The organism is Aquabacter cavernae (assembly GCF_003993795.1).
Lineage (GTDB): Bacteria > Pseudomonadota > Alphaproteobacteria > Rhizobiales > Xanthobacteraceae > Aquabacter > Aquabacter cavernae.
In genome coordinates, this window is sequence record NZ_RWKV01000008.1 from 1,038,782 (window position 1) to 1,057,219 (window position 18,438).

The following is an 18,438-nucleotide window of genomic DNA, read 5'->3' on the forward strand; positions in this document are numbered from 1 at the left end:
GGACAGCTAGCCGCAAACGCCGATCCTGGATACAAACGATCCACTGGAAGCGTGCCTGATGGATGAGTTCCTGTTGTCCGCTTCGGCAGCGGCCGAGCCGGGCGCGGGCGCGTGGTGCACAAATGCCGCGCCACCCGCCCGCCGTCCGTGGCACACCCCGGCCGTGGTCGAGATATGCCTCGCCGCCCTCACCCGCAACAACCCGGACGTGGGCGGAGACGGCCTCGGATTCGGCTCGACCGTCTCCTGACCCCTGCCCTCATTTGATGGTCTCGGCCGCCTTCTTCACGAAGCTGCCGTCAAAGGTCTTGGCGAGGTCGATCTTGGCGGCCTTCAGCTCGGGATCGAACTCCACCAGCATGCCGAGGGCATTCTTCATGCCGCTCTCCGGAATGATGCCGGTGAGCGAATAGGTGGGCTTGGAGGCGGTCACGGCGGCGATGTACAGCGTGCGGTCGCCCAGCAGATATTCCTCCGGCACCACCTTGGCCACGTCCTCCGGGGTCGCGGTCTTCAGCCACTGGAGCGCCTTGTAGAAGGCATTTGTGAGCTTCTGGGTGGTGATGGGATTCTCCTTCACGAAGTCGGTCTTCATGTAGAGAACCGCCGCCGGATTCTGGCCGCCGAAAATCTTCTCGTTGCCTTCCACCGTGCGCGAATCCGCCAGCACGACCACATCGCCGTCGCTCTGCAGCTTGGTGATGACCGGGTCGAGATTCGACATGGCGTCGATCTCGCCGCGCTTCATCTGCGCCACCGCCGAGGCGCCGCCGCCCACGCCCACGAAGGCCACGTCCTCCGGAGACAGGCCGTTCTTGGCCAGCAGGAAGTTGACGAAGAAATTGGTTGAGGAGCCGGGCGCGGTGACACCGATCTTGGCGCCCTTCAGATCCTTGATGGCCTTGTATTTCTCGGCCTTGTCCTTGGCCACCACCAGCACGATGCCGGGATAGCGGCCGAGCTCGATGACCGAGACGATGTCCTGGCCTTTGGCCTGCATGCGGATGGTGTGCTCATAGGCGCCCGTCACCACGTCGATGGAGCCGCCGATCAACGCCTGGAGCGACTTCGCGCCACCGCCGAAATCATTGATGGTGACGTCGAGGCCCTGTTCCTTGAAGTAACCGTTCCGCTCCGCGATGGTGAGCGGCAGGTAATAGAGCAGCGGCTTTCCGCCGACCCCCAGGGTCAGTTTCGGCTTTTCGGCGGTCTGGGCCGTGGCGGGCGCGGCCAGCAGCAGCCCGGCGAGCGCCGCGAGGGCGGCCTTCGCGAACAGTTTCATGGGTTTCCTCCTTCTTTTATGGGGCCGGACAGGTCCGGCCGGTCATGACTGCCCGGCGGCCGTAGGCCGCCAGACGGTAAGACGATTTTCGACGGCCGTGACTACGGCGTCGATGAGGATGACGAACACGGCCAGCACCAGCATGCCGGAGAAGACGCCCGTCACGTCGAACACGCCCTCCGCCTGGTGAATGCGATAGCCGAGCCCCGCAGCCGAGCCGAGATATTCACCCACCACCGCGCCCACCAGCGCGAAGCCGACGGCTGTGTGGAGCGAGGAGAACATCCAGGTGAGGGCCGAGGGCCAATAGACATGCCGCATGAGATGGCGCTCGCTCATGCCCAGCATGCGCGCATTGGCGAGCACCGTGGGGCTCACCTCCTTCACGCCCTGATAGACGTTGAAGAAGACGATGAAGAAGACCAGCGTCACCCCCAGCGCCACCTTCGACCAGATGCCGAGCCCGAGCCACAAGGCGAAGATGGGCGCCAGGACCACGCGGGGCAGCGCGTTCGCCATCTTCACATAGGGGTCGAACACCGCCGCCAGCATCTGCTTGCGGGCGAACCAGAACCCCACCAGCACCCCGCCCGCCGCGCCGATGACGAAGGCCAGCGCCGTTTCCAGCAGCGTGATGCCGAGGTGATACCAGATGACCCCCGTGTAGAAGTCCCTCCAGGTGCGCTGGAACACCGCCAGCGGCGTGGAGAAGAAGAAGGGATCGAGAGGATAGAACGCCTTCTGCGAGACGATGCCGGCGGGCACCTTCACGGTGGAGCCGAAATGCCAGACGGCGATGAGCACCACCGCCACCAGCACCTGGAGAAACAGCAGCCGCGCGCGCTTCATGCCGGCTCCTCCGCCTGGCGATAACCCTTCACCACTTCATCCCGCAGCGCCGACCAGATCTCCCGGTGCAGGGCATGGAAGGCGGGCTCCATGCGGATCTCCGAGATATCGCGCGGCCGGGGAAGGCCGATGCGCCATTCCCCGATGATGCGAGAGGCGGGCCCCGCCCCCATGATCACCACCCGGTCGGCCAGCGCGATGGCCTCTTCCAGGTCGTGGGTCACGAACATCACGGCCTTGCGCTCGGCGTTCCACAGGTCCAGCAGCATGTTGCCCATGATCTGGCGGGTCTGGGCATCCAGCGGGCCGAAGGGCTCGTCCATGAGGAGGATCTTGGGGTCGCGGATCAGCACCTGGGCGAGGCCCACGCGCTTGCGCTGGCCGCCGGACAATTGATGCGGATAGCGCTCCGCGAAGGCGGAAAGGCCCACGCGGCCGAGCCAGTCGCGGGCTCGCGCGCGCGCCTCGCCGGGATCGGTCCCGGCCACCTCCAGGCCGATGGCCACATTGTCCACGGCGCTCTTCCAGGGAAACAGCGCCTCGGCCTGGAAGAGGTATCCCGCGCGCCGGTTCAGGCCCGACAAGGGTTCGCCGAAAATGGCCACCGTCCCGGCACTTGGCACCAGCAGGCCGGCGGTCGCGTTCAGCAAGGTGGACTTGCCGCAGCCGGTGGGCCCGACAATGGCCACGAACTCACCGTCGGCCACATGAAGGTCCACGCCCTCCACGGCGGTGAACTGCTCCCCGCCCCGGCCGGTGAATGTGATGCGGATGCCGGACAGGGCCACGGCGCGGCTATGCCGCGCCTCCCCCGCATGCAGCGGCGCCACGCTTGCTCCTCCCATCTTTCCTCCGTCCGCGCCTGGGCGCGTCTGCGGATCGGTGGCGGACAAGCCCGCCCCTCCCACGTCTTTGGCCGATGCCGCCTCGTCCGGTACGGACCGTGAAGCGGCAGCGGCGAAAGGAGGTTAGCGACCCTGCAACCGAAGGCAAAGGGTCCCTGCCGGCGGCACGCGCGATGGCGCTGCGCCGGAGCGGGACACGGGTTTTCTTTTGGAAGCGCCCATGGCAGCGAGACCGCTTGCCTGGCAAAGGTCCGGCCTTCGCCGGGGTGCTTGATTCGGGAGCCTGAGGCAGCTTTTCCCAACAGGCTGAGATGACCGACTACATGCGGGCGGGAGCCCGCATCGCCTTGTCCGAATTCAGCGTGCTGGATCGTTATGTGCTGCGACGGCGCTTCAAGGTCGAGGCGCGTGCCATCGCCCTTGATATCACGCTGGACTTTGCCCATTCCGTCTGAGCCGGGCGCTCAAGCCATGGAACGGGCGATCGGCGGAAACGCCGCGACGGCCCCGAGCAGGCACGGCCCGGGGCACATTGTCTCGGCCCGGCCGATGCTGCCGGGCCGCGATGCTGAGGCTGGATCAGCGGCGACGGAAATTCTGCTGGCGGCGGGCGCCGGGCGGGGGCATGGAGCCTTCCGCCTTGTGGCGGAAATTGATGCGCCCGCGGTCCAGATCGTACGGAGACATCTCCACCACGACCCGATCGCCCTCGATGGTACGGATGCGGTTTTTCTTCATCTTTCCAGCGGCATACGCCAGAATTTGATGATCATTGTCGAGCCGCACACGGAAGTTGCCGTCCGGCAGAACTTCCGTGACCGTTCCTTCAAATTCCAGCAGTTCTTCCTTCGCCATATAGAATTCTCCAGTTGTTCCGAATTCAACGCGGGCCGCGCGAGCCGGTGTCGGGCTTGCCGCCACGCGCCGGAGCCGTCCGCATGAAACCCACGGCGCCGATGCCGGCACCCTGCGCGGGAGCCGGCTTGCCGCCGCCCCGCTGATCCTCGCGCCGCTGGGCCGGGCGGCCCTCGCTCTTGCGCGCCTCACCACGCTGGTCCGGCTTGCGGCCATCACCCTGGCGCCCGCCGCCCGCCGGGGCGTTGCGGCCCTCGGAGCGGCCGCCATTGGCGCGGCCCTGCTGCGGACGGCCTTCCTGGCCCTCCCCGCCCCGACCACCGCGACCGCGCTGGGCGCCGCCGGGACGACCGGAATTCTGGGGACGACCCTCGTCGCGGGCACGGCTCGTGCCGGGCGCATCCGGGGGAAGCGGCGCGGGCGCCGTGCCCGACTGGGGGCGACGGTCCGTCAGGGGAAGCTGCATCTTGATGAGCTTCTCGATGGACTTCAGATAGGCCCGCTCCTCGCCGTCGCAGAACGAGATGGCGATGCCTTCACGCCCCGCGCGGGCGGTGCGCCCGATGCGGTGGACATAGGATTCCGGCACGTTGGGCAGGTCGAAATTGAAGACGTGGCTGACGCCCGTCACATCGATGCCGCGCGCGGCGATATCGGTGGCCACCAGGGTGCGCACCGTGCCCTCGCGGAAAGCGGCGAGCACGCGGTCACGCTGGTTCTGGGACTTGTTGCCGTGGATCGCCTCGGCCACATGACCGGCCTTGGCGAGGGCGCGCACCACCTTGTCCGCGCCATGCTTGGTGCGGGCGAAAACCAGGGCGCGGTCCACGGGCTCGGAGGTCAGCAGCTCGGCCAGCAGCGCGGGCTTGGCCTGCTTGTCCACCAGGATCACCCGCTGGTCCACGCGGTCGGCGGTCTTGGCCACCGGCGTCACGGCCACGGTCACGGGCTCGTGCAGCATGGACTTGGCGAGGTCGGAGATGGCGCCCGGCATGGTGGCCGAGAAGAACAGGCTGTGGCGCTTGGCCGGCAGCCGGCGCACGATGGCGCGGATGGCATGGACGAAGCCCATGTCCAGCATCTGGTCGGCTTCGTCGAGGACGAACACGCTCACCTTGTCGAGGGTGAGGGCGCGGTTCTCCACGAGGTCCATGAGGCGGCCGGGGGTGGCCACCAGAACGTCCACGCCCGGATGGAGCGCGCGGATCTGGCGGCCCATGGGCACGCCGCCGATGGCAAGCGCCACCGACAGGTTGAGGTGCCGGCCGAACTTCTCGAAATTCTCCTGGATCTGCGCCGACAGCTCGCGGGTGGGCGAGAGGATCAGCACCTTCGCGGTCTTCGGCAGGGGCCGGGCCGGATGGCGGGCGAGATGGTCCAGGATGGGCAGCGCGAACGCCGCCGTCTTGCCGGTCCCCGTCTGGGCAATGCCGATGAGGTCGCGGCCGGAAAGGATGTGGGGGATCGCCTCGGCCTGGATGGGCGTGGGCGTGACATGGCGCTCTTCGGTCAAGGCGCGGACGATGGGCTCGGCAAGGCCGAGTTCGGAAAACGAGGTCAAGCTCTGTCTTTCATGCGGCGAACGCCGCTGTCGCGCTGGCAAAGCCGCGCGCCGCGCATTCGCGAGGGATATGACACCCCGCGTGGCCTGGGCTGTCGCAAATCAAATAGGGTATCGGGCAAAACCGACGGGAACGCCTCTGGCGCTCCACCGCTTCCGCTACGCGGCCCGAGGAGCAATCGCTCCGGTCCAATGGGGACACCGCCGATTGCTGCGAGCGCTCATATGGCCCAGATCCATGGATTTTTCAAGACAAAGTGAGGCACCCCACCGGGAAACGGTCACAAGTGCGTGGCAGAGCGTGCGGTGCGGGGGCATTTGCCAATGCAGACCGACAATCTCCCCTTGCGTAAGGCCCCCAGGGCGGCGAAATGAGCCGCCGGAGGATTCATGTTCGACTTTTCATCGCTGTTGACGGCCACCACTGACTTCGTCCGCGCCAATCAGGAATGGGCGCCGTTCATCGTCTTCGCCGTCGCCTTCGGGGAATCGATCGCCCTTGTTTCGCTGTTCGTGCCCGCGACCGCGCTCTTGCTGGGCATCGGCGCGCTGATCGAGGCCAGCGGCATCCCCATGCTGCCCATGTGGGCGGCCGCCACCATCGGCGCCATCCTCGGCGACTGGGTCTCCTATTGGATCGGCTGGCGCTACAAGGACCAGGCGCGCGGCTTCTGGCCGCTCTCGCGCCACCCGGAACTGGTGGAACGGGCCGAAGCCTTCTTCCACCGCTTCGGCTTCTGGAGCGTCGCCATCGGCCGTTTCTTCGGCCCGCTGCGCGCCATCATCCCGCTGGTGGCCGGCATCATGGCCATGCGCCAGATCCCGTTCCAGATCGCCAATATCGGCAGCGCGGCCCTGTGGGCCTTCGCCATGCTGGCCCCTGGCGCCGCCGCGCTCAAACTGATGGGGCATTGAGGTTCGCCGGAATTTGAGGTTCAAGGGTCTAAGATTTCTTTGCTGCTCGGGGCGCACGCTTGATTCTCTCTGGTCATGCGTCACCTCACAGGCGCATTTTTGACCGGAAGACGAGGAATGCAGGACACTCTTCCCATTAGTCTGCCCCGCCGGTTCTATTCCCTTGGCGGGGCCTTGGCCTTCGCTTTCCTTGTTCTTGGTGCCCTTACCATCACCCGCTTCGGCTTCCTTGGAGACGGCCTGGATCCGTCTTGGGCAGCCACCCTTGTGGAACGAACAGCCGCAGGGGCCAGCCAAGGCCGCGACCTGATCTTTACGGGCGGCCCGCTCTCCATCCTTTACACGCGCTACTTCCACCCCAACCTCGCGCCCATAGCGGTGTTTTTCTCAGTGGTGGTGGTCCTGGCCTTCGCCCAGGCAGCCTATCTGATGTTCAGGGACGGGCGCCCGTTCTTCGCCTCCGTTCTGCTCTTCGTCCCCATGCTAGGGCCCATTGCGCATACGGATACCGCCTATTTCGCCCTGCCTTTGTTGTTCGCCGCGGCGCGCCTCCAGTCGCCACGCCGCGGAGGCCTGGCATCTTCGCTGCTGTTCTGCCTCGCCGCGGCGGGGCTGGTGGCAGCGAAATTCTCGGTCCTGCCCATGGTCCTGCTCTGCGCCCTGATCCTCGATATCGACGCGATCCGCCGCCGACAGGTATTCAGCCACGTCTTATGCATTCCGATTTTGTTATTCGTCATCTTCATCGTTACCGGCAGCCGGCTCGCTGACTTCCCGCTTTACCTTGCCATGAGCCTGGACACCTCCTCAGGCTATGCGGAGGCCATGAGCCTGGATGGGAATTGGCAACAACTGGCGCTGTTCCTTGGCGGCGCCATCGTCCTGGCGGTGGTGATCATCGCCAGCACCATCCGGGGACTGCGCAAGGGAAGCTCCCCCTTCGTGGAGATTTCCCTGCTGCTGATGTTCGGTGGCTACATGTTCCTCTGCTTCAAGGCGGGGTTCGTTCGCTTCGACATGCACCAACTGGCAGGCTGGGCGGGCCTCTGCTGGGCCACCAGTTTGTTCATCGCCGTGCGCTGGCCGACCGCAATCACGGGCCCCTCCCCCCGCATGGCCGCACTGGCGATTATTCCGTTGGCCGTCTCGTTCGGTGGAGCGCTGCTCGCGCTCAAGCCAGAGAATATTCCCCCATCTACACCGCTTCAGCGGATCGAGGCGGGCACGCGGGAAGTACAGTCGATCTACGCCGCGGTGCTGTCTCCCCAGACTTGGTGGCATAATCTGGAACAGGGCCGGGAGCAGGCACTGGCCGCGGTCCGGGCGGCGCATCCCATGCCCCATTTCGAAGGCGGCGTGGACGTGATCGCATCCGAGCAGGCGGAACTCATCGCCAGCGGGGAACTCTTCCTGCCACGCCCGACAGTGCAGGAATATACGACTTATTCTTCCGCCACGATCGCCGCAAACCGGACGTTCTTCGAGAGCGATCGCGCACCCGCCAACCTGCTTCTGAAACCCATCTCCATCGACGGGCGCTATCCCGCCATGGCCGAAGGCCCGCTCTGGCCGCTCTTTTTCCAGCGCTATGAGGTGAAGGGCGAAGTCGATGATAACATTTGGATGGTGCGGCGGCAGACCCCCCTTCCCGATCTGCTCGGCCCGCCGACCCAGATGGGAACGCGGCTGAATGCGACGCTCCAGTTGGAGCCCACGAGCCCGATCTTTGTGCGCATCGACGTGCAAAAAAACTGGCTCGGCAAGATCGCGGCCATTGCCTTCCGCCCCCCCATTCTTCAGTTCGTGGTGACCGCCTCGGATGGCAGCCGGTCCTCCTACCGGCTCATCCCCGCCATTGCGCGCGAGGGCTTCCTGCTGTCGCCGGTCGTAGGGACCACGGCGGCCCTGAAACTTCTCCTCAATGCGAAATGGACACGGGATCCGATGCCGAAGGTCACCTCCATCTCGGTGGTGGCTGAGGGCATTGGCGCGTATTTCTACCGGCCGGATATCTCCGTCTCCGTTCAGCCTTTTGAGATCCCGGACGCACCGAAGGGCGCCTTCCCCAAGTTCGCCCAAGTCGCCGACCTCGCCGCAGCAAATCCCATGAAGCCGCCCATGCTTTCGGTGTCGGAGGAAGGTGTGTTCGCCCACGCGCCCGCCATGCTCACCCTACCCACCACGGGAGCCCAACGGCTGAATCTCGGATTCGGCCTGCGCCCCGTGCGGAAACAGATGGTCACCAAGCCAGACGGCGTGTGCTTCCGGGTTCTGCCGGCGGAGGGAGATGCACCTCTCTTCGAGCGCTGCCTCAGCCCCACTGACGAACCCGCCGACGCCGGCCCGCAAACGGCCCAGCTCGCCCTGCCGGCAGGCACCAGTTCCGTGCGGCTGGAAACCACCTGCCGCGCCAACTGCTCCTATGACTGGTCCTACTGGTCGCGGGCCATCCTGGAATAAGCCGGGCTTACGCCGGGTCGCCTGTGCGCCGGAACGAGAAGTGCTTGTGCGCCAGGTAGCTGGTGACGATGGGACTGGCGAGGCCGATGCCATGGGCGATGGTGTCGGCATGCCAGGTGAAGCCGAGCGCCGGGAACAGCCACATGGCCAGCGCCACGCTCACCACCCAGATCTGTACCAGCGCCACCAGGTTCACGAGGAAGAAGCGGAAATACTGCCCGCCCGCATGGCCCCCTTCCCCGTCGAACACATATTTGCGGTTCAGCAGGAAGGCGACCGTCATGCCGAACGGATAGGCGATGATCACCGCCCATTCAAAATCGATGACGATGTTGAACAGGATGCGCGCCAGCAGGTTTACCCCCGCCGCGAAACCGCCGATGGCAACGAACAGGACGAATTGACGGCTCATATGACATTTCAGGGGCGCGCCGGTCCGCGCCCTTCCCCGTGTTCGGACACGGGCTCTCTAGAGTATTTCAGCCTCTCATGGAAACGCTGAAACACGCTATCTCCTTGCTGTTCCGGGTTTACGTCCCGTGACCCGCTTCACGCTTCGCTCGGAGACGCACCAGTTGTGACGTCTCAACAGGCAAGCGGGGATCAGGCCCCGTGGGGCGCGGATGAATCACCGGACGAAGGCGTTGCCGACACTTTCCGGCCACGGGCCTCCCGCCAGTCCGCCACGAGACTGGCGGCCGCCGAAAGCAGCAGGAGGGCGCCGCAGACCCAGATGGTCGGCAGCGCATTGCGCAGCAGCATCCCCCGGATCACCGCTACGCTCCTGTAGACCGCCCGCGCGAACCCATTCTCGCTCAGGTGGCTCTGGGGAACCTGACCCGTCAATGCGGCGGGCAGGATGGACCTCAGATAAGGGTCGCGCAGATCAGCCGCGAGCCGGTCCGGATCGGGATAGGGAATGGTGGCGTGGGACTGGCCCTTCAGGGCCTGCACGTCGTTCGTGGCGAGGAAATCCGCGAGCTTCTGCTTCTGGACCATCACCGTGCCCATGCGCCAGGCCAGGCCGTCCGGCACCATGACCACGGCCTTCTCCTTCAGCACCTGCCCCGTGATGCCAAGCCAGCAGGCGATCACCGCGCCGACGCCCCACCGCGGCCAGCCCCGCAGGCCGTCCAGGAGGCGCACGGACAAAGCGAGGTTGATGGCAATGCCCAGTGCCAGCATGTCGGTGTGCCGCGAGGCGACATCGCTGCTGCCGCCCCGCCCATAGGCGAAGATGAGGATGTTGGCCTGGACCCAGAGGGCCGTCATGACGGGCCCCCACAAAGCCCCGTCCCGGCTGGGCTTCGCCAGGACGAGGCGCAGGAAGACCAGGGCGACGGGAAGGTTCAGGCCCACCATGGCCAGGAGGCTTTCCGGCGCCGGCCAGCTCGCGAACTTCAGTAGGCCCGCCCAGAAGACCGCGAACGAGGCGGCGGCGATATTGTCCTTGTATTCCAGCTTGGGAATGGCCGCGAGGCAGGCCGCGACGAGGGCGGCATGGATGAGGATGCCCGCCACGTCCGCCGGGCTGCGCCGCTCTCCCTTGGCGAGCCGGATGACCGCCACGAGAATGGCGGGCAGCAATGTGATGGCGCCCGAGGCCATGCAGAAATAGGAGGCGAGGGCCAGCAGCGTCCCGGCGATCCAGCCGGAGGAGAAGACCAGGCTGCGGGCGAGGCACAGATTGGCGGCGACGCCGAAGAACAGCAGCAGATAGGTGGCGGACTGCATGCCCCAGAGGGCGTTCTCCCAGCCGAAGGGCACGAGGAACACCGCCAGCACGAGCGCCACCGAGAGCAGGAAGCGCCAGCCGGACAGTCCCGCCGCGAGGCTGCGCGCCAGAAGGAAGAAGGTGGACGCCCGGATGACGACGCTGAGCAGCATCATCCAGACCGTGTCCCAATATCCGGCGCTCACCAGCCCGAACAGCCAGACGAGGCGACCGGCCGCCGGGCGATGCTCGTTATGGGTGCCGATGACGGCATCGAGGGTCAGGCTGCCGTCGAGGAAAGGCCGGAACAGCTTCTGGCCCTGCACGTCCCACTCATCCCAAAAAGGGATGCTGCTGCCATAGGTCTCCACCAGCCAGATCTGGACCGCGGCGAAAGTCGCCGCGGCGCAGATCAGCACCCATGTCCGCAAACGTGGCGCGTATGTCTGCGCGCCGTCCAATCCCGCCATTCGCCCTGCGGCGGGCATGGCGATGCCATCACCCGAACCGCCCCCGGTTCACCACATCCTGCCGATGGCTACCTGCGAAGCGGGACGGGCGTCAACTGCCCGCTCAGCGCGGCACGGCCCGCGCCATGGCCTCGCCCAGGCGGATGCTCTCCGCGATGCCGCGATCCTCAGGATAATAGAAGCAGGTGTCGGCCACCTGGAGCCCGACGATGGGCGTCTGGACCGGCGGGATCATGGCGGCGAAGCCGGGCGGGCAGACCGGCTGGGCATGGGTGAGCCGCCCGGCCTGCGCGGCCAGGAGATCATCGTCGGTGAGCGCCGGGTTGATGCGCTTCACGCAGGCGAACGCCTCGGCCGTGAAGACATCGTTGGGCCGCGCCCAGAGCGGGTTGGTCACGGGCATGTAATAGGGCACGTAGACCACGCTCTCGCCGGTGGGCATGGGCCGCAGGTTTGAGAATTCGATGATGCCGGGGATGGGCATGTCCGGGTCCACCACATTCACCCAGAAATGCGGGCTCACGGGGCGCTTGAGCTTCAGGAGCACGCACACCACGCCGATATTGACGATGGCGTCATAGGCCGCCTTGCTCTCTTCCGGAAGGTCCGGAATGAGGGTGCTCACGAACGGGGTGGGAATGGTGGAGATCACCGCATCGGCCGCATAATGGTCGAGGGTGGTAGTGACGCCTTTCGCCACGCCGTCCGCCGTCTCCACCTTCACCGCGGGCTCGCCCAGGCGCACCGTGCCGCCCTGCGCCGCGATGGCGGCCATGAGCGCGTCCACCAGGGTCTGCGAGCCGCCGTCGATATGGCCCAGTTCCTCCTGCATGAGGGAGCGGCGTGAGCGGCCGATGCGGCGCACCCGCGTCCAGATCCAGGAGGCGGAGACGTTGTCGGCATATTCGTAGAATTTCAGGCCGAACAGCGGGCGCCACATCTTGTCGTAGACGGACGTGCCGGACCATTGCTCGATCCAGTCCTTGGCCGACACATGCTCCAGCGCGTCCCAGCGGTCGCGCTTCACGCTGACGAAGGCCAGCAGGCCGTAGCGCACCTTCTCGGCGAGGGTCAGATGCGGGAAGCGCAGCAGGGAGACCGGATCACCCCAGCGGTTCAGCTCGCCCTTGGTGAAATAGCCCATGGACGTGCCGCGCCAGCGCATCCTGTCGCCGATGCCCAGCTCGTCCATGAGCGCGAAGGTGGGCAGGTCCGACTTGCAGACGAAATGATAGAAGCGCTCAATGGACAGGCCGTCGAAATCGAAATGGGCGGCCATGCCGCCCGCCTCCGGCGATGCCTCGATGAGGGTGACCTCATGGCCTTCCTTCAAGGCCCGGTAGGCGGCGGCGAGGCCCATGGCCCCGGCACCCAGAACAACCACACGCGCCATGGGTCAGAACTCCAGAACGACGTTTGCATAGCGCGGGTCGCGGAAGGTCTCGATCATGGCCTCCCGCAGCGGGGTCGCGCGTACGCCGAAAATGCCCGGCCAGTCGATCACCTCGAACACGTCCGGCGTGACGAGGGCGTGAAGCTGCTTCACCGTGAAGGGCGGGTTCTTGTCGATGAGGCCATAGACGCGCAGCAGCAGCGCGAACAGCGGCACGGGGATGGTGCGCACATAGGTGCGCGCGCCCGTCACGTCCTTGATGAGGCGGATGAGGTCGATGTAGTCGATCCGTTCCTGCCCGCTGATATTGTAGGCCCCGCCTGAGAAATCGCGCTCCACGCAGGCGCAGATGATGTCGCAGAAATCGCCCTCATAGAGCGGCTGGCGCAGATAGCGGCCATTGCCGGGAATTGGGAAGACCGGCGTCTTCTGCATGAAGCGGGCAAGCCAGCCCAGATGCTTGCGGTCGAACCAGCCGAACATGAGGGTCGGCCGCAGGATCACCGCCGGCAGGCCGGACGCCCGCACCATGGCCTCCTGCGCCTTCTTGGTCTCGGTGTACCAGTCCACCGCTGCCGAATTCACCACCGAGGAGGAGATGTGCACCAGCCGGCATCCGCCCCGCGCCTTGATGGCAGCGAGCAGGCGCTCGGTGGCGCGCTGGTTGTTGCGGATGAACTCATCCTCCACGAGGCCGCCGATCTGGGCATGGCCCACCACCACCACGTCTGCCCCGTCCAGCGCGCTTTCCCAGCCGGTATCGGCGGCAAGGTCGGCGGCGATCACGGTGATGTCGGGATGGAGTTCACGCAGGATCCGCACGTTGGCGGCATGCTTGTCCATGGCGACGATCTCATGCCCGCGCGCCTTCAGGCGCGGCACGAGGTTCTGCCCGACGAGCCCGGCGGCGCCGGTGACGATGATCTTCATGCCGGTCTCAAAGCTTGGTGCGGTGGAAGAGCGCGCGCGGCACGGACTTCACGATGGTCATGATGGGCCACCAGAACCACGGCGTGTAGAGCACCGCCCGGCCCTTCTCCAGGGCAGCGACGATATCGCCCGCCACCTGGTCCGGCGTCGCCCAGAGCGGGCCGCCCTGGGGCAGGTGCGCGGTCATCTTGGTGGCGACGAAACCGGGGCGGATGTCGAGCACCGTGACGCCCGCCGGGAACAGGCGGTGCCGCAGGCCCTCCAGGAAGGTCTGGCACCCGCCCTTGGCGGCGCCATAGGCATAATTGCTCTGCCGCCCGCGATCGCCCGCCACCGAGGTGATGACGGCGATGGCGCCCGCGCGGGCCGTCTCGAACGGTGCGGCCAGCAGGTTGGCGAGAAGCACCGGGCTGACGAAATTCAGGTCCAGCGCCGCCTTGAGTGCCGCTGGATCGGCATTGAGCGCCGTCTGGTCCGGCAGGGAACCGTAGGCGACGAGCGCCACGTCGAGCCCGCCGAAGGCCGCGAAGGCATCGCGGCTCACCTGCGGAAGGGTGGAGAGGTCGGCGAAATCCGCATGGCGGATCTCCACGGCCGTGGCGCCGCGCACCTTCAGGTCGGCGGCCACCGTCTCCAGCGCCACCGCGTCGCGGGCGAACAGGACGAGGCGCGCGCCCTGCGCTGCGCTGCGCCGGGCATAGGCCACGGCGATATCGGAGGTGGCGCCGAAAATGGCGATCCGGGACTGGCGGGCGCTCATGGGATGTCCTCCCTCACAATGCCCACGCGCCGCGCGAAGGCCGAGGTCATTGCCGGGTCGAGATGGGAACGGAACGCTTCCAGGCCGGGATAGCCCGCCGCGAAGCTGCGCGCCGACATGCAGAAGTCCTTGGCGGGATAGATGCGCCCGCCCGCTTCCACCACGATCGCCTCAAGGCGGGCGAGCAGCGTGGTGGTGGAGGCACCCCGGTTGGGGAAATCGAGGGCGAGGCTGATGCCGGGCATGGGGAAGGACAGGAGCCCCTCTGAGGCCACCTCGCCGAACCGCTTCAGCACCACCAGCATGGAGCCCTGCCCGGAGGTGGCGATGGCGCCGAGAAGCGCGCCGGTCACGGCCTTGGCGTCCGCGGGCGGCACCACCGCCTGGAACTGGAAGAAACCCTTCGGCCCATAGAGCCGGTTCCAATGGTCGATGGCGTCCAAAGGAAAGAAGGCCGGCTCGTAGGCGCCCAGAGAGAGCTTGCGGCCGGAGGCGCCGAGCTTGCGCCAATAGAGCGCGTTGAACGCCCGCACGCTGAGGCCGTTCACCGCCGAGATAGGCGGGGCCAGCGGCACGCCGATGTGCGGATGGCGCGCCGGCGGCTGCGCCGCGACGCCGGCCACATGGCGCGAGCGGGAATAGATGCCGCGCCCCAGCGCGGTGCCCGTCGCAAGGCAATCGATCCAGGCGGCGGTGTATTCCCAGGTGCCCGTGCTTTCCGCGTCGAGATCGAAGAAGCGATCCAGATGATCGAAACGGATGTCTTCCGTCTCCACCCCGAGGCCGGGAACGCGGCGCAGGCGCAAGGTGGCGGAGAGGATGAGGCCGGTCAGGCCCAGCCCGCCGATGGTGGCGCGGAACAGGTCGGCATTCTCGCTGCGCGAACAGGTGAGCACGCGCCCGTCGCTGCGCGCCAGTTCCAGCGCCTCCACATGGCAGCCGAAGCTGCCGAGACGATGGGCATTCTTGCCATGCACGTCATTGGCGATGGCGCCGCCCACGGTGATGAAGCGCGTGCCCGGCATGACCGGCAGCAGCCATCCCCCGCCATCCGCCTCCGGGCGCGCCGTGACGGCGAGGATGTCGGCGAGCGTCACGCCCGCCTCGCAGGTCATGAGGCCGGTCTCGGGATCGAAAGCGATGAAGCGGTCGAGGCCCCGCATGTCCAGGAGGCCGCCAAGGGGGTTCAGCCCCACGTCGCCATAGGACCGGCCGTTGCCATAGGGAACGACCCCGTTGGGAAACGGCTCCACCAGCGCCGCCGCCGCTTCGGCGCGGGCGGTGGGCAGGACCGCCTCGTGGGGTGCGCGCAGCACGCCGCCCCAGGAGGAATAGGTCTTGGAATAGGTTTTGCGATGCGCCGTCACAGCCATGCCATCAGCAGTATCACGCAGCAGATGCCGCCCAGCACCCGCGAGAAGGAATCCCGGAGCGCGAAGACCACCGGGTCCTCATTCATGCGCCCATGGACGGTGAGGTGCCACACCCGCAGGCTCCAGATGAGCACCGCCGGCATCATGGCCCAGAGCATTTCCGGCCGGTGATAGAGCCCGCTCGGATACTGCTCCTCGATCAGATAGAAGACGAAAATGACGATGGCCGCGAAGCTGGAGGCGACGCCCGCCGCCAGCAGCAGCGGGAGGTCGCGCGCCGTATAGCCCCGCGAGACCACCCCGGCCCCGCCCGCCTGCACCACCCGGTTCAGCTCCGCATAGCGCTTCACCATGGCAAGGCCGAGGAAGAAGAACATGGAGAAGGTGAGCAGCCAGGGCGAGACGCCCGTGGGCAGAAGCATGCTGCCCGCCAGCACGCGGATGGTGAACAGCCCCGCCAGCACGAAGGTGTCGATGATGGGCTGGCGCTTCAGGAACAGCGAATAGACCAGCGTCACCACCAGATAGAGCAGCAGGACCGCGCTCGCGCCGATGGGCAGGAGTAAGGCGAGCGCGGCCGCGATGCCGAGCAGAATAGCGGCTGCCGCCGCGCCGTCGCGCGGCGCGATGAGCCCGGCCGCCAGCGGCCGGTAGCGCTTACGCGGATGCTGCCGGTCGGCCGACAGGTCGAGCAGGTCGTTGACCAGATAGGTGGCCGAGGCCAAGAGGCCAAAGGCCACGAACAGAACCAGGGCCTGTAGGACCGTCAGGCCCGTCGCATTGAAGAAGCCAAGAACCGGGGCCAGGAACACCAGCACATTCTTGGCCCAATGCTGCACCCGAAGCGCATGGAGCCAGGTGCGCAAGCCGGGCCGCAGGACGGGAAAGCGGCGCTCCACCATCTTGCCTTTGGGCAGCATGCGCTCCAGGCGCGGCACCGGGCCCACCAGGACCACACGTTCCGCCTCGGCGAAGATGGGCAGGTCCACCGCCCCGTCGCCGGCATAGACGAAGCGCTCTCCCAGCACCGAGCGGATCAGCGCCAGCTTGCGCGGGCCGGACAGATTCACCCCGTCGCGCGAACCATAGGCCGCGTCGAACAGGCCGAGATGCGCGGCCACCGCCTCCGCGATGGACTGGTCGGCGGCACTGAACAGCACGATCCGACGCCCGCGCCGATGTTCGGCGCGCAGCCAGGAGAGCACTTCCTCATTGTAGGGCAGAAGGGTCGCGTCGAAATCCACGCGCTCGGCGATGCTGCGCTTGAACTCGGCCTTGCCCGCGCGCAGCGGCTTCCAGAGGCCGACCACCTCGCGCACCGGCTGCTTCATATAGATGAGCACGCCCTCGTGCAGCGTGTCGGAAGGCGTCAGCGTTCCGTCGAGATCGACGGCCAAGGGAAGGTCGACGGCTGGTTCGTAAGACACTCTGTCAAATGCCCCGCGCTGCGCATTGTCCGCGAGGGCGGCTTATTGCACTGCGATGCCTGGAAGACAAGCGAGGCAGCCCATATTCACCCGCCGGAGGGGAACATCCACATGCCGGGAAGGGTTGCTTCCATGCAACGACAAGAGGACAGGAAGCATGTCCATGAGGCTTCCAGGCAAGGCCGCACGCTGTGTGCTGATAGCCCTTGCGCAGGCCGCGCCCCTGGCTCCGGCCTTCGCGCAGGCCGGAAATGACAGCCGTCCGCCCGAGGCGCCCGGCCCCACCATACCGTCCACCCGGCCCGGGGAGACGCTGAGCGACAGCTTGAACCGCACCGACGGCGTCATTCCCCCACCGCGCGACACGGACCCCGCCATGACGCGCCCGGCCCCGCCCGTGGGCACGACACCGGTTCTGCCGCCGCCGGACACGCAGCAGACGCCCAAATAGGGCCGCGCCCGGTCAGCTCCACGAGACACCCTCACGGGCGCCTCCCCGAACGAAAACGGCGGGCCCGGATGGGCCCGCCGTTCGCGTCTGAAAGCCTGTTGAGGCTCAGTTCTTGCTCTTGTCCACGAGCGCCTTGGCCTTGATCCAGGGCATCATCTCGCGCAGCTTCTCGCCCACTTCCTCGATCTGGTGGGCGTTGTTGCGGGCGCGGGTGGCCTTGAACGAGGCCTGGTTCACCTTGTTCTCCAGCATCCAATCGCGAGTGAATTTGCCCGACTGGATATCGGTGAGCACGCGCTTCATCTCGGCCTTGGTCTCGGGCGTGATGATGCGGGGGCCGGTGACATACTCGCCATACTCCGCGGTGTTGGAGATGGAGTAGTTCATGTTGGCGATGCCGCCCTCATAGATGAGGTCCACGATGAGCTTCACTTCGTGGAGGCACTCGAAATACGCCATTTCGGGCGCATAGCCGGCTTCCACCAGGGTCTCGAAGCCGGCGCGGATCAGTTCCACGAGGCCGCCGCAGAGCACCGCCTGCTCGCCGAACAGGTCGGTTTCGCACTCTTCCTTGAAGGTGGTCTCGATGATGCCGGCGCGGCCGCCGCCGTTCGCCGAGGCATAGGAGAGGCCGAGGTCATGGGCGTTGCCCGTGGCATCCTGGGCGATGGCGATGAGGGTCGGCACGCCGCCGCCACGCTGGTACTCGGAGCGCACGGTGTGGCCGGGACCCTTCGGGGCGATCATCAGCACGTCGAGATCCTTGCGGGGCTCGATGAGGTTGAAGTGCACGTTCAGGCCGTGGGCGAAGAGCAGCGCGGCGCCATTCTTCATGTTGTCGTGCAGGCTCTCGCGATAGATGTCGCCCTGCAGCTCGTCGGGGGTGAGCATCATCACCACGTCGCCCCACTTGGCGGCATCGGCGGGGCTCATGACCTTGAAGCCCTCGGCCTCGGCCTTCTTGGTGGTGGCGGAGCCGGGACGCAGGGCGACCACGATGTCCTTCACGCCGCTGTCGCGCAGGTTGAGCGCATGGGCATGGCCCTGGCTGCCGTAGCCGACAATGACGACCTTCTTCCCCTTGATGAGATTCAGGTCGGCATCGCGATCGTAGTAAACGCGCATCATTCTCTCCTGTTGGGCGTCTCTTTTA

General features: G+C 66.5%; 18 protein-coding genes. 5 read left to right on the plus strand and 13 right to left on the minus strand.

Features of this window, described 5'->3' with window-relative positions; translation table 11 throughout:
* Window positions 1-58 precede the first annotated feature (58 nt).
* Complete coding sequence (locus tag EJJ38_RS09505; RefSeq protein ID WP_127089827.1) at window positions 59-250, plus strand: hypothetical protein; 192 nt, start codon at window positions 59-61, stop codon at window positions 248-250.
* Window positions 251-259: 9 nt separating this feature from the next.
* On the opposite strand, the gene EJJ38_RS09510 is transcribed toward EJJ38_RS09505, so the two are convergent.
* From EJJ38_RS09510 to EJJ38_RS09520, 3 genes are read right to left on the minus strand one after another with little or no spacing between them, the layout of a single operon-like run.
* Window positions 260-1,282 carry an ABC transporter substrate-binding protein gene (locus EJJ38_RS09510; RefSeq protein WP_127089828.1) on the minus strand — a complete coding sequence of 341 codons (1,023 nt, stop codon included), beginning with the start codon at window positions 1,280-1,282 and terminating at the stop codon, window positions 260-262.
* A gap of 42 nt (window positions 1,283-1,324) precedes the next feature.
* Entirely contained in the window at window positions 1,325-2,131 is an 807-nt protein-coding gene (locus EJJ38_RS09515) for an ABC transporter permease (protein WP_127089829.1), read from the minus strand.
* Window positions 2,128-2,976, minus strand: coding sequence for an ABC transporter ATP-binding protein (locus EJJ38_RS09520; RefSeq protein WP_127089830.1), 849 nt, complete (start codon window positions 2,974-2,976; stop codon window positions 2,128-2,130). The genes EJJ38_RS09515 and EJJ38_RS09520 overlap by 4 nt, the downstream gene beginning before the upstream one ends.
* Window positions 2,977-3,287: 311 nt before the next feature.
* Between EJJ38_RS09520 and EJJ38_RS20295 the strand changes: the two genes are divergently transcribed.
* Window positions 3,288-3,431, plus strand: a complete 144-nt coding sequence (locus tag EJJ38_RS20295; RefSeq protein ID WP_164738465.1) for a hypothetical protein — start codon at window positions 3,288-3,290, stop codon at window positions 3,429-3,431.
* A 124-nt stretch (window positions 3,432-3,555) separates the two neighbouring features.
* Here EJJ38_RS20295 and infA read toward each other — a convergent pair whose 3' ends face one another.
* Both infA and EJJ38_RS09530 read right to left on the minus strand, forming a co-directional pair.
* Window positions 3,556-3,831 carry a translation initiation factor IF-1 gene (gene infA, locus EJJ38_RS09525; RefSeq protein WP_127089831.1) on the minus strand — a complete coding sequence of 92 codons (276 nt, stop codon included), beginning with the start codon at window positions 3,829-3,831 and terminating at the stop codon, window positions 3,556-3,558.
* Between the two features lie 25 nt (window positions 3,832-3,856).
* Window positions 3,857-5,392 carry a DEAD/DEAH box helicase gene (locus EJJ38_RS09530; protein WP_127089832.1) on the minus strand — a complete coding sequence of 512 codons (1,536 nt, stop codon included), beginning with the start codon at window positions 5,390-5,392 and terminating at the stop codon, window positions 3,857-3,859.
* 390 nt (window positions 5,393-5,782) lie between these two features.
* On the opposite strand from EJJ38_RS09530, the gene EJJ38_RS09535 reads away from it, so the two are divergent.
* A complete protein-coding gene (locus EJJ38_RS09535; protein WP_127089833.1) occupies window positions 5,783-6,307 on the plus strand; it encodes a DedA family protein in 525 nt (174 codons plus the stop codon).
* 117 nt (window positions 6,308-6,424) lie between these two features.
* On the plus strand, window positions 6,425-8,767 hold the full coding sequence (locus EJJ38_RS09540; RefSeq protein WP_127089834.1) for a hypothetical protein: 2,343 nt from the start codon (window positions 6,425-6,427) through the stop codon (window positions 8,765-8,767).
* A 7-nt stretch (window positions 8,768-8,774) separates the two neighbouring features.
* Here EJJ38_RS09540 and EJJ38_RS09545 read toward each other — a convergent pair whose 3' ends face one another.
* From EJJ38_RS09545 to EJJ38_RS09575, 7 genes are all read right to left on the minus strand, one after another.
* On the minus strand, window positions 8,775-9,179 hold the full coding sequence (locus EJJ38_RS09545) for a GtrA family protein (protein WP_127089835.1): 405 nt from the start codon (window positions 9,177-9,179) through the stop codon (window positions 8,775-8,777).
* A gap of 191 nt (window positions 9,180-9,370) precedes the next feature.
* Window positions 9,371-10,900, minus strand: a complete 1,530-nt coding sequence (locus EJJ38_RS09550) for a hypothetical protein (RefSeq protein WP_127089836.1) — start codon at window positions 10,898-10,900, stop codon at window positions 9,371-9,373.
* Window positions 10,901-11,054: 154 nt separating this feature from the next.
* A complete protein-coding gene (locus tag EJJ38_RS09555) occupies window positions 11,055-12,344 on the minus strand; it encodes an NAD(P)/FAD-dependent oxidoreductase (RefSeq protein ID WP_127089837.1) in 1,290 nt (429 codons plus the stop codon).
* Window positions 12,345-12,347: 3 nt separating this feature from the next.
* Window positions 12,348-13,274: an NAD-dependent epimerase/dehydratase family protein gene (locus EJJ38_RS09560; RefSeq protein WP_127089838.1), complete on the minus strand. Its 927-nt coding sequence runs from the start codon at window positions 13,272-13,274 to the stop codon at window positions 12,348-12,350.
* Between the two features lie 7 nt (window positions 13,275-13,281).
* A complete protein-coding gene (locus EJJ38_RS09565) occupies window positions 13,282-14,034 on the minus strand; it encodes an SDR family oxidoreductase (protein WP_127089839.1) in 753 nt (250 codons plus the stop codon).
* Entirely contained in the window at window positions 14,031-15,407 is a 1,377-nt protein-coding gene (locus EJJ38_RS09570; RefSeq protein WP_127089840.1) for an FAD-binding oxidoreductase, read from the minus strand. The genes EJJ38_RS09565 and EJJ38_RS09570 overlap by 4 nt, the downstream gene beginning before the upstream one ends.
* Window positions 15,398-16,804 (minus strand): UbiA family prenyltransferase, encoded by a 1,407-nt coding sequence (locus EJJ38_RS09575; protein WP_164738466.1) that lies wholly within the window; start codon window positions 16,802-16,804, stop codon window positions 15,398-15,400. Before EJJ38_RS09575 ends, EJJ38_RS09570 begins: the two co-directional genes overlap by 10 nt.
* A 187-nt stretch (window positions 16,805-16,991) precedes the next feature.
* Here EJJ38_RS09575 and EJJ38_RS09580 point away from each other — a divergent pair, with 187 nt between their 5' ends.
* On the plus strand, window positions 16,992-17,285 hold the full coding sequence (locus tag EJJ38_RS09580) for a hypothetical protein (RefSeq protein WP_127089842.1): 294 nt from the start codon (window positions 16,992-16,994) through the stop codon (window positions 17,283-17,285).
* A gap of 105 nt (window positions 17,286-17,390) precedes the next feature.
* Here the strand turns inward: EJJ38_RS09580 and ilvC are convergent, their stop codons facing one another.
* Complete coding sequence (gene ilvC / locus EJJ38_RS09585; RefSeq protein WP_127089843.1) at window positions 17,391-18,410, minus strand: ketol-acid reductoisomerase; 1,020 nt, start codon at window positions 18,408-18,410, stop codon at window positions 17,391-17,393.
* Window positions 18,411-18,438 lie beyond the last annotated feature (28 nt).